Origin of the sequence: Streptomyces sp. NPDC001903 (assembly GCF_042891345.1) — a bacterium.
In the GTDB taxonomy this organism is placed as follows: Bacteria; Actinomycetota; Actinomycetes; order Streptomycetales; family Streptomycetaceae; genus Streptomyces.
The window spans coordinates 217,418-228,247 of record NZ_JBIASZ010000015.1; the positions used below are offsets into that span (position 1 = coordinate 217,418).

At 72.0% G+C, this 10,830-nt stretch carries 9 protein-coding genes; 6 read left to right on the top strand and 3 right to left on the bottom strand.

Features of this window, described 5'->3' with window-relative positions; genetic code table 11:
- Nucleotides 1–17 precede the first annotated feature (17 nt).
- The 3 genes from ACFYZS_RS29545 to ACFYZS_RS29555 all read left to right on the top strand — a co-directional run bounded on the left by ACFYZS_RS29545 (nucleotide 18) and on the right by ACFYZS_RS29555 (nucleotide 3,376).
- Entirely contained in the window at nucleotides 18–1,151 is a 1,134-nt protein-coding gene (locus ACFYZS_RS29545; protein ID WP_389018943.1) for an SIS domain-containing protein, read from the top strand.
- A 43-nt stretch (nucleotides 1,152–1,194) separates the two neighbouring features.
- Nucleotides 1,195–2,352, top strand: coding sequence for a mannose-6-phosphate isomerase, class I (manA, locus tag ACFYZS_RS29550; RefSeq protein WP_389018946.1), 1,158 nt, complete (start codon nucleotides 1,195–1,197; stop codon nucleotides 2,350–2,352).
- A 94-nt stretch (nucleotides 2,353–2,446) separates the two neighbouring features.
- The gene (locus tag ACFYZS_RS29555) at nucleotides 2,447–3,376 is read left to right on the top strand and encodes a cation diffusion facilitator family transporter (RefSeq protein WP_389018949.1); all 930 of its coding nucleotides are present in this window, start codon (nucleotides 2,447–2,449) and stop codon (nucleotides 3,374–3,376) included.
- A gap of 83 nt (nucleotides 3,377–3,459) precedes the next feature.
- Here ACFYZS_RS29555 and ACFYZS_RS29560 read toward each other — a convergent pair whose 3' ends face one another.
- Nucleotides 3,460–5,568 carry a fructose-specific PTS transporter subunit EIIC gene (locus ACFYZS_RS29560; protein ID WP_389018951.1) on the bottom strand — a complete coding sequence of 703 codons (2,109 nt, stop codon included), beginning with the start codon at nucleotides 5,566–5,568 and terminating at the stop codon, nucleotides 3,460–3,462.
- A gap of 326 nt (nucleotides 5,569–5,894) precedes the next feature.
- On the opposite strand from ACFYZS_RS29560, the gene ahcY reads away from it, so the two are divergent.
- Nucleotides 5,895–7,331 (top strand): adenosylhomocysteinase, encoded by a 1,437-nt coding sequence (gene ahcY, locus ACFYZS_RS29565; protein WP_389018953.1) that lies wholly within the window; start codon nucleotides 5,895–5,897, stop codon nucleotides 7,329–7,331.
- Between the two features lie 128 nt (nucleotides 7,332–7,459).
- On the top strand, nucleotides 7,460–8,080 hold the full coding sequence (locus ACFYZS_RS29570) for a hypothetical protein (RefSeq protein WP_389018956.1): 621 nt from the start codon (nucleotides 7,460–7,462) through the stop codon (nucleotides 8,078–8,080).
- A gap of 27 nt (nucleotides 8,081–8,107) precedes the next feature.
- Here the strand turns inward: ACFYZS_RS29570 and ACFYZS_RS29575 are convergent, their stop codons facing one another.
- A complete protein-coding gene (locus ACFYZS_RS29575) occupies nucleotides 8,108–8,413 on the bottom strand; it encodes a hypothetical protein (protein WP_389018959.1) in 306 nt (101 codons plus the stop codon).
- An 18-nt stretch (nucleotides 8,414–8,431) separates the two neighbouring features.
- Nucleotides 8,432–9,376, bottom strand: coding sequence for an RDD family protein (locus ACFYZS_RS29580; protein ID WP_389019002.1), 945 nt, complete (start codon nucleotides 9,374–9,376; stop codon nucleotides 8,432–8,434).
- A gap of 115 nt (nucleotides 9,377–9,491) precedes the next feature.
- Here ACFYZS_RS29580 and ACFYZS_RS29585 point away from each other — a divergent pair, with 115 nt between their 5' ends.
- Nucleotides 9,492–10,499: a stage II sporulation protein M gene (locus ACFYZS_RS29585; RefSeq protein WP_389018962.1), complete on the top strand. Its 1,008-nt coding sequence runs from the start codon at nucleotides 9,492–9,494 to the stop codon at nucleotides 10,497–10,499.
- Nucleotides 10,500–10,830 lie beyond the last annotated feature (331 nt).

Consider the following 10,830-nt stretch of genomic DNA (forward strand, 5'->3'; position numbering starts at 1 on the left):
ATCAGCCGGAGGCCGCAATGCTCGACGAGTCGCTCCTCGACGCACCGGACGAGCTCGCCCGCGCCGACCGCCGCGGCCTGCTCCGCGGCGCCGCCGAGGCCGGGGCCAGAGTCCGCACCGCGGCACGGCACGCGACCGAGGCCGGCCTCGCCGACCTGCGCCCCGACGGCCGGCCCCGCGCCGTCCTCATCGCGGGGTCGGGCACCGCCGCCACCGGAGTCGCCGACCTGCTCGGCGCCCTCGCCGGGGCCTCCGCACCGGTCACCCGCCTGCACCCCACCGGCGTCGCCCACGCCGCCGGCGCCCTGCGCTGGGCGCTGCCCGGCTGGGCCGGCTCCGTCGACCTGCTGCTCCTCGCCACCACCGACGGCAGTGAGCCCGGACTGGCCCTCCTCGCCGAGCAGGCCTACCGGCGCGGCTGCACCGTCGTCGCCGTCGCACCCGAGCGCTCCCCGCTCAGCGAGGCCGTCGACGGCGCGCACGGGCTCCTCGTACCGATGGCCAAGGCCCCGTACCAGGAGTACGACGAATCCGCCGCGGCCGGACCCGGCGCCCTGTGGGCCCTGCTGACCCCGCTGCTCGTGCTCCTCGACAAGGTCGGGCTGATCACCGCCGCGCCCGAGACCCTGCAGCGCGTCGCCGACCGGCTCGACCGCACCGCCGAGCGCTGCGGACCGGCCATCGCCACGTACTCCAACCCGGCCAAGACCCTCGCCGCCGAGCTCGCCGACACCCTCCCGCTCATCTGGAGCGAGGGCGCCGGGGCCGGACCGGCCGGTCGCCGCTTCGCCGCCACCCTCGCCGAACTCGCCGGCCGCCCCGCACTGGCCGCCGACCTGCCCGAGGCGCTGCCCGCCCACGGGGTCCTGCTCGCCGGCTCCTTCGCCGCCGGCGCCGACCCCGAAGACTTCTTCCGTGACCGGGTGGAGGAGCCCCAGGCTCTCCGTGCCCGCATCGTCCTGCTGCGCGACCGGCCCACGGGCGGCCTCACCGCCGCCCCGGCCGCGCGCGAGCTCGCCCTCAGCCACGACACGGCCATCAGCGAGCTCGAACCGGAGGAGGGCGGCGAACTGGAACAGATCGCCGAACTCCTCGCCGTCACGGACTTCGCCACCGCCTACCTGGCGTTGGCGACCAGGGGACACGGCTGAGCACACCACCGTGCCGGCCCTTCATCCAGGAAGACGGACGAAGATGGACCGCCTGACGAACACGATCCGCCCCTACGCCTGGGGATCGACCACCGCGATCCCCGGGCTCCTCGGTGTGGAACCCACCGGGGAGCCGCAGGCCGAGATGTGGATGGGAGCCCACCCGGGCGCTCCCTCCCGTCTCGACCGGGGCGACGGCGAGACCACCCTCGCGGACGTCATCGCCGCCGACCCCGAGCGGGAGCTCGGCGCGGCCGCCGTCACCAAGTTCGGCCCCCGGCTGCCCTTCCTCCTCAAACTCCTCGCGGCCGGCGCCCCGCTCTCCCTCCAGGTCCACCCCGACCTCGAACAGGCCGAGGCCGGCTACGCGGACGAGGAGCGCCGCGGGATCCCGGTCGAGGCCGGACACCGCAACTACAAGGACCCCAACCACAAGCCCGAGATGATCTGCGCCCTCACCCCCTTCGACGGCCTGTGCGGGTTCCGCCCGCCGCTGGAGGCCGCCGAACTGCTCGAAGGCCTCGGGGTGGACTCGCTCAAGCCGTACGTCGACCTCCTGCGGGCCCATCCGCAGGAGGCGGCCCTGCGCGAGATGCTCACCGCCGTACTGACCGCGGACCGCGCCGAGATGGCCCGTACGGTCGCCGAGGCGGGAGCCGCGATCGAGCGCCTCGGGGGCCCGTACGCCCCGTACGCCTCGCTCGTCCACCACTACCCGGGCGACCCCGGCGTGATCGCGGCCATGCTGCTCAACCACGTACGACTCCAGCCCGGCGAGGCGATGTTCCTCGGCGCCGGAGTCCCGCACGCCTACCTCGACGGCCTCGGCGTGGAGCTGCTCGCCAACTCCGACAACGTGCTGCGCGCCGGACTCACCCCCAAACACGTGGACGTGCCCGAGCTGCTGAAGATCGTGCGCTTCGAACCCGGCGACCCGGCCGTACAGCGCCCCGAGGGCAACGGCGAGGAGGTCTACGAGAGCCCCATCGAGGAATTCCGGCTCTCGCGCTTCGCCCTGGCCCCCGGCGCCGCCCCCCACCCCCTCCCGGACACCGCCCCGCAGATCCTGCTCTGCACGGCGGGCCGCCCGAAGGCCGGCGAACTGACGCTGTCCCCCGGGGAGTCGGTGTTCGTCCCGGCCGGTGAAAAGGTCGAACTGTCCGGGATCGGTACTGTTTTCCGGGCCACCGTGTCGGTGTGAACGTGGCGTCCGCCGCCACGGCTGCAACAATGTGCCGCCGTAGCGCGGCGCCCCGGGCAGGGGTGCCGTACCGAGGAAGGGACTCCGAAAACCCATGAGCGCGTCGGGCGGTACCAGGGCGATCGTGGCGGCACTCGCCGCGAACCTCGCCATCGCTGTAGCCAAGTTCGTGGCCTTCGTCTTCAGCGGCTCGTCGTCGATGCTCGCGGAAAGCGTCCACTCGCTGGCCGACTCCGGGAACCAGGGGCTGCTGCTCCTCGGCGGCAAGAAGGCCCAGCGCGAGGCGACGCCGGAACACCCCTTCGGGTACGGGCGCGAACGCTACATCTACGCGTTCCTCGTCTCCATCGTGCTCTTCACCGTCGGTGGCATGTTCGCCATCTACGAGGGCGTCGAGAAGGTCCAGCACCCGCACCCCATCGAGGCCTGGTACTGGCCGATCGGGGTGCTCGTCTTCGCCATCGTCGCCGAGAGCTTCTCCTTCCGTACGGCGATCAAGGAGTCGAACGAGATCCGCGGCTCCCTGTCGTGGGGCCAGTTCATCAAGCGGGCCAAGGCCCCCGAGCTGCCGGTGGTCCTGCTGGAGGACTTCGGCGCGCTCGTCGGCCTGGTCCTCGCCCTCGGCGGCGTGGGCCTCGCGCTGGCGACCGGCAACGGCGTCTGGGACGGCATCGGCACCCTCTGCATCGGCACCCTGCTGCTCGTCATCGCGGTCGTGCTGGCCGCCGAGACGAAGTCCCTGCTGCTCGGCGAGGCCGCGGGCACGGAGGACGTCGAGAAGATCAAGGCCGCGCTCGTCGACGGAGACGTCGTCACCCGCGTCATCCACATGCGCACCCTGCACCTCGGCCCCGAGGAGCTCCTGGTCGCCGCGAAGATCGCCGTCGAGGGCGACGACACCGCCACGCAGGTCGCGGACGCGATCAACGCCGCCGAGGCGCGGATCCGCGAGGCGGTCCCGATCGCCCGCGTGATCTACCTGGAGCCGGACATCTACAAGGCGGAAGCCGCCGCGCAGGGCTGACGCTCTTCCCGCACCCGTACGAAGGCCCCCGCCGCGCGCAGACCGCGCCCGGCGGGGGCCTTTCTCCGTACGGGGCGGGCGGGTTACCCGATCTCGCGGAGGACGTCCAGGACCGCGGGGCCGTCGGGGGCCGACTCCAGCCGGTCCCGGAAGTCCGCGTCCATGAGCCCCCGGGACAGCAGGGCGAGGATGCGCAGGTGCTCGTCGCCGGCGGCGGCCTCCGGTACCGAGATCATGAAGACCAGCCGGGCCTTCGTGCCGTCCGGCGAGCCCCACTCGATGCCCGCGGCGGACCGGGCGAAGCCCACCGTCGGCCGGGAGACCGCGTCCGTCTTGGCGTGCGGGATGGCGATGGACTCGCCGAGGCCCGTCGTGCCCTGGGCCTCGCGGGCGAGGGCGACCCGTACGAGCTCGTCCACGTCCCGTACGTTGCCGGTCGTGGCCAGCATCTCGGCCATCTCGCGGATGGCGGCCTCCTTCGATCCGGAGGCCAGCTCGGTCTTCACGGTCCGGGCGGTCAGGTAGCCGGAGAGCGCCGCGTCCGCACCGGCCGGAGCGGACGCGGCGGGCGTGGCGACGGCTGCGGCCGTGGCGACGGCCGTCGCGGTTCCCGCGCCCACCGCCGTACCCGTACCCGTCCCCGTCGTCCCCGTACCCGCGCCGACCCCCGCGAGCACCGGCTCCGGGAGGCCGACGGCCACCGGCGCGATGGCGGCGATCCGGCCCCGGCGCGCCCTCAGGCCGATGAGCGCGTTGGTGGTCAGGGCGGTGACCACGGTGCCCGCCGTGATGGCGACCAGGAACCAGGCCCAGCCGCTGACGGCACCCAGCGCGGCCACGACCGGACCGCCGTGCGGCACGTGGTCCCCCACGCCCCCCACGCCGGCGATCGCACCGGCCACCGCACCACCGAGCATGTTCGCCGGGATGACGATCGCCGGCCGCGCCGCCGCGAACGGGATCGCGCCCTCCGAGATGCCGAACACCCCCATGAAGAGCGCCGCCATGCCGGTCTCGCGCTCCTGGTCGGAGTACAGCTTGCGGCGCAGCAGCGTCGCCAGGCCCTGGCCCAGCGGCATGACCGGGATGGCCGCCGCGCACATGCCCATGACCGCGTGGTTCCCGGAGGCGATGAGCCCCGTGCCGAAGAGGAACGCCGTCTTGTTGACCGGGCCGCCCATGTCGAAGGCGATCATCAGGCCGAGGATCGCGCCGAGCAGGATCGCGCTGGTGCCGGTCATGCCGGACAGCCGGCTCGTCAGGTTCTCGAACACCCAGGAGATCGGCTTGCCGATGACGTAGACGAAGAACAGGCCCAGGGCCGTCGTCGCGACGATCGGGATCACGATGATCGGCATGATCGGCCGGACGACCTTCGGGACCTTGACCTTCTTGATCCACAAGACCAGGTAGCCGGCCAGGAAACCCGTCACGATGGCGCCGATGAAGCCCGCGCCCGCCTTCGAGTCGTAGAGCGCCCCGGTGTTCGCGATGAAACCGCCGATCATGCCGGGCACGAGGGCCGGCCGGTCGCCGATGGCGTACGCGATGTAGCCGGAGAGGATCGGGATCATCAGCTGGAAGCCGATGCCGCCGATGGCGTTCACATGGGCCCAGAAGGTGCCCTCGGGGATGACGTACCCTTCGGCCGTCGCGTGCCCGCCCAGCGCGAGCGAGACGGCGATCAGCAGACCGCCGACGACGACGAACGGGATCATGTACGAGACGCCGTTCATCAGCGCCTTGTACGCGAGGCTGCGCTCCTTGCCGCCGCCACGGCCATCTCCGCCACCGCCACCGCCACCGCCACCACGGGAGGCCGCGGCGCCGCTCTGCACCGGCGCGCTCCGCACGCGCTCGATCAGCTCCTCCGGCCGGCGGATGCCGTCGGCGACGCCGGTGGACAGCACCCGCTTGCCGGCGAACCGCTCGCGGTCCACCTCCTTGTCGGCGGCGATGATGATGCCGTCCGCCTCTCTGACATCGTTGTCAGTGAGCACGTTCTCGGCCCCGATCGAGCCTTGCGTCTCCACCTTCATGTCGATGCCGAGGCGGGCGGCGGCCTGCTGGAGCTTCTCCGCGGCCATGTACGTGTGCGCGATCCCGGTGGGGCACGCCGTGACGGCCAGCAGCTTCACGCGCTCGCCCCCGCTCGTGGTCCCGCCACCGGGAGAGTCGGCCGGAGTGGTCACTGCAATCTCCTTCACGCGCGTACGGACGATCCTCCGGCATCGTCCAACACGTAAGGGTCCGATCAAAAGTCCAAAAGGCCTGAATCCGGCCCGCCGGACGGCCCTCTTCGGCGGCGACTTCTTCCCCGGCCCACTGGGGCGCGCTCGGCCGATCGGTGTAGATTCGTCATCAGTGTCAGGCGTCGCTGCTGATGGCGGTCGGGCGGTCTCGCGACCGGCCGAGGGGAGAGAGGACCCCCGACGGACTGAGTGCCCGGTGCACCGCCCCCACAGGCGATGCGCGGCTCAGCCGTACCCACCCTCTCGAACCATGAGGAGCAGCACCCATGGACTTCAAGGTCGCCGACCTTTCCCTCGCCGCCTTCGGCCGCAAGGAGATCACCCTCGCCGAGCACGAGATGCCCGGCCTGATGTCGATCCGCCGCGAGTACGCCGCGGCCCAGCCGCTGGCCGGCGCCCGCATTACCGGCTCGCTGCACATGACCGTGCAGACCGCCGTCCTGATCGAGACCCTCGTCGCCCTCGGCGCCGACGTCCGCTGGGCCTCCTGCAACATCTTCTCCACCCAGGACCACGCGGCCGCCGCCATCGCGGTCGGCCCGAACGGCACCCCGGAGAACCCGCAGGGCGTACCCGTCTTCGCCTGGAAGGGCGAGACGCTGGAGGAGTACTGGTGGTGCACGGAGCAGGCGCTGACCTGGCCGAACACCCCCACCGGCGGCCCGAACATGATCCTCGACGACGGTGGTGACGCCACCCTCCTCGTCCACAAGGGCGTCGAGTTCGAGAAGGCCGGCTCCGCCCCGGACCCGTCCACGGCGGACTCCGAGGAGTACGGCCACATCCTCACCCTGCTGAACCGCACCCTCGGCGAGACCCCGCAGAAGTGGACGCAGCTCGCGTCCGAGATCCGCGGCGTCACCGAGGAGACCACCACCGGTGTCCACCGCCTGTACGAGATGATGGCCGAGGGCACCCTGCTCTTCCCGGCGATCAACGTCAACGACGCGGTCACCAAGTCGAAGTTCGACAACAAGTACGGCTGCCGCCACTCCCTCATCGACGGCATCAACCGCGCCACCGACGTCCTCATCGGCGGCAAGGTCGCCGTGGTCTTCGGCTACGGCGACGTCGGCAAGGGCTGTGCCGAGTCGCTCCGCGGCCAGGGCGCCCGCGTCATCGTCACCGAGATCGACCCGATCTGCGCGCTCCAGGCGGCCATGGACGGCTTCCAGGTCGCGACGCTGGACGACGTCGTCGAGACGGCCGACATCTTCATCACGACCACGGGCAACAAGGACATCATCATGGCCGCCGACATGGCCAAGATGAAGCACCAGGCGATCGTGGGCAACATCGGCCACTTCGACAACGAGATCGACATGGCCGGCCTGGCCAAGGTCGAGGGCATCGTCAAGGACGAGGTCAAGCCGCAGGTCCACACCTGGAAGTTCCCCGACGGCAAGGTCCTGATCGTCCTCTCCGAGGGCCGTCTGCTGAACCTGGGCAACGCGACCGGCCACCCGTCGTTCGTCATGTCGAACTCCTTCGCGGACCAGACCCTGGCCCAGATCGAGCTCTTCACCAAGCCCTCGGAGTACCCGACCGACGTCTACGTGCTGCCCAAGCACCTCGACGAGAAGGTCGCCCGCCTCCACCTCGACGCCCTCGGCGTCAAGCTCACGACGCTCCGCCCGGAGCAGGCCGACTACATCGGCGTCAAGGTCGAGGGCCCGTACAAGCCGGACCACTACCGCTACTGATCCCGTACGGTCCCCGCGGATCCGCAGCACCGAGCAGGCCCCCGGCACGTACGCCGGGGGCCTGCCCCGTGAGCACGACCCGTACGACCCCGCACGACCCCGTACGACGCACGCAAGGACGGCACCCCATGCCCCGAGGCCGCTACTCGCTCCATGACCCGCACGACCACGCGCCCCTCGGCGAGGAGCACTTCCACTGCGCGCCCGGCCCCTCCGGCTGGCGCTACGTCTCCCAGCTCACCGGCCCGGACGGCGACCACCGCGGCTCGGTCGACCTCGCGATCGACGAACTCGGCCGCCCGATCCGCCTCGAGGCCAACGCCTCGAGCTGGCAGGTCCGCGGCGCGGCCATCGACGGGGTCACCTGGGTGCGCTCCGACCCGGCGGGCACCGAGGCCACCGAGGGCAACGTCCCCGCCGCGGGCTTCACCGGCACCTCGCCGGCCTTCCTGATCGCGACGGCCCGCCTGCTGAGGCTGACCCCGGGCGCCCCGGCGACGCGGGTCCGGCTCGTCGCGCTCACGGACCCGGTGCTGGCGCCCCGTACGGTCGACCAGGCCTGGGCCCTGCGGGGCCGCGCCGAGCACGCCACGGACAGCGGACCGCTCGTGGTGGACGAGTACCAGGTCACGGCCCTGGACACGGGCGAGGTCCACACGGTGCACATCGCGGGGGACGTGGTCCTCGCGGCCCCCGGCATCGAGCTGGAGCACCTGGAGACCCCGCCCTCGACCTTCACCGAGGACTGACGCCCCGCCCGGCTCCCCGGCCCCGGATCAGCGCTGCTCGTCGGGGTGGCACCACTCGACGGCGCAGATCGCCGAGGGCGCGGCTTCCTTCGCGTACCAGGCGACGGACTTCTCGAACTCCGGGCACCACAGGTGGGCGCGGCTGACGGAGACCGGGAAGTCGGTCCCGCCGGTGACGACGTACACGCCGTCCTCCTGCCGGATGCCGATCGTGACCTGGCGGCCGATGCTCTCGTCCCGCATCAGTTCCCGGAGTTCCTCGACGACGGCTTGCGCCCGGGCCTCGTCCTCGATGCCCGTGACGCGGAAGGTGAATGCGACGTTCGCTGACATGCCGCGCAGGTTAGGCGATCACGCCGGGGGTGCGAACCCCGTCGCGGGCCGCGGCGGCACGGGAGTCGCGGGCAGCTCGCCAGGGACCGGAATCGGCACCGGCACCGGCGGGGTCGCGGGCCGTACGGCCTGTGGTGCGTACGTCCCGGGGCCCGGCTGCCCCCACGCGGCCGGCATCGCGGGCGCGACGGGCGGCGCGTACGCGGGCGCGACACCGGGACCGAAGGCGCGGGCCGCGTCCCGGGACTGCCGCTCGTGCACCACCGCCATCAGGAAGGCGGCCGCGGGCACCCCCACCGGCGCCGGCGTTCCCGTACGCGCCACCAGATCGTCGGCGAGCCGCACCGCCATCGCGGCACCCACCTGCGGGTCCAGCTGGTTCATCCGGGTCAGGTACTGGCGTATCGCCAGCCACAGCCCGTCCGGAACGGCCGACAGGTCCAGCCCCGAGAAGCGCCCCGCCAGCCACGGCGGCGGCGGGGGCACCGGCATCACCCGCGCCCCCGGCACCCGCTCCCGTATGACCAGCGCCCCCGCGAACACGTCCCCCAGCCGCCGACCCCGCGCCGACACCAGCGAGGCGATGCAGGCGATGGCGCCGAAGGTGGCCAGCAGTTCCACGACCCCCATGGCCCCGCGCACGAGCGCGTGCCGGAACCGGATCGGCCCGCCGTCGTCGCGTACGACGCGCAGCCCGCAGGCCAGCTTGCCGAGCGAGCGCCCGTGGGACAGCGTCTCCACCGCGATCGGCACGCCGACCAGCACCAGGAGGAAGCTCGCCACCGCCACCGCGGCCTGGGCGGCCGGATCCAGCGAGGCGGTCGCCAGGGTGAGCCCGATCGAGACGAGCAGGTATCCGGTGAGGTACACGAGCAGGTCGAGGAAGATCGCCAACGCCCGGCTCGGCAGCCTCGCCGGCCGCAAGCCCAGGACGACCGCGTCCCCCGTCACCAGATCGCTCACCATGCACACCTTTCCCGTGACCGGACCCGCCCCTCGGCCCTCCCAGTCTGCCAAGCTGACCACGGTAGAAGTAAGCAGAAGCCAGCAGGTCCTGGGGCAGGGGAGCGGTAACCGGATGGATCTCGACGTCTTCGTGACGGCGCACCGGGCGGAATGGGACCGCCTGGAACAGCTGCTGGGGCGCGGCCGCCGGCTGACCGGCGCCGAGGCGGACGAGCTGGTCGCGCTCTACCAGCGGACCTCCACGCACCTCTCGCTGATCCAGTCCAGCACCCCGGACCCGATGCTCACGGGCCGCCTGACCCAGCTCGTCGCCCGCGCCCGGGCCACCGTGACGGGCGCCCGCCGGGCCGGCTGGCGCGACGCGGCCCGCTTCTTCACCGCGGGCTTCCCGGCCGCCGTCTACCGCAGCCGCCGCTGGTGGATACCGACCGCGCTGATCTCCACGGCGATCGGCGTCCTGCTCGGCTGGTGGATAGCGACGCACCCGGAGGTCCAGGGCGCCATCGCGGCCCCGGAGGACCTGAAGGCCCTGACGAAGCCGGGCGGCGGGTACGAGACGTACTACTCCAGCAACCCGGCGGGCTCCTTCGCCGCCCAGGTCTGGACGAACAACGCCCAGGCGGCCGCGATCTGCCTGGTCCTGGGCGCGTTCCTGGGGATACCGGTGCTCTGGATCCTCTTCGTGAACATGCTCAACCTCGGGACGGGCATCGGCCTGATGGCCTCGGCGGGCCGCCTCGACGTCTTCCTCGGCCTGATCCTGCCGCACGGCCTGCTCGAACTGACCGCGGTCTTCGTGGCCGCCGGCACGGGCCTGCGCCTCGGCTGGGCGGTCGTCGACCCGGGCCCGCGCACCCGCCGGGCCGCCCTCGCGGAGCAGGGCCGCGCCGCGCTGGGCATGGCGATCGGCCTGGCGGTGGTCCTGTTCGTATCGGGCCTGATCGAGGGCTTCGTGACCCCCTCCGGCCTCCCGACCTGGGCCCGCATCACGATCGGCGTCGCCGCCGAGGTCCTGTTCCTGACGTACGTCTACGTCCTCGGCGGCCGCGCCGCGCGCGCCGGCGAGGTGGGCGACGTGGAGGCCGCGGACCAGACGGCCACGCTGCCGACGGCGGCCTGATGTGCGTAGGACCCCGTTCAGCTGCTAGTCTCCTCGTCGTCCCGCAGCGACTGTTGACACCGTCGCCGTGGGGAGGTAGATTCGAACGGTTGCCTCGAACTGGACAAGTTCGGCAGTGATGGTTTAAAGTCTCTCTCGCTCCCAACAGGAATTTGAATTCCAGCGGAGCACAGTCGACTCCTCATCCAGGAATCCGAAGCCGGGAAATCCGGTGGAAAACTTCTGATAGAGTCGGCATCGCCGGAAAGGGAAAACGCGAAAGCGAAGACCCCGGAAAGCAAGCGGAACTGACTCTGATAGAGTCGGAAACGCAAGAACGAAGAACGAAAGC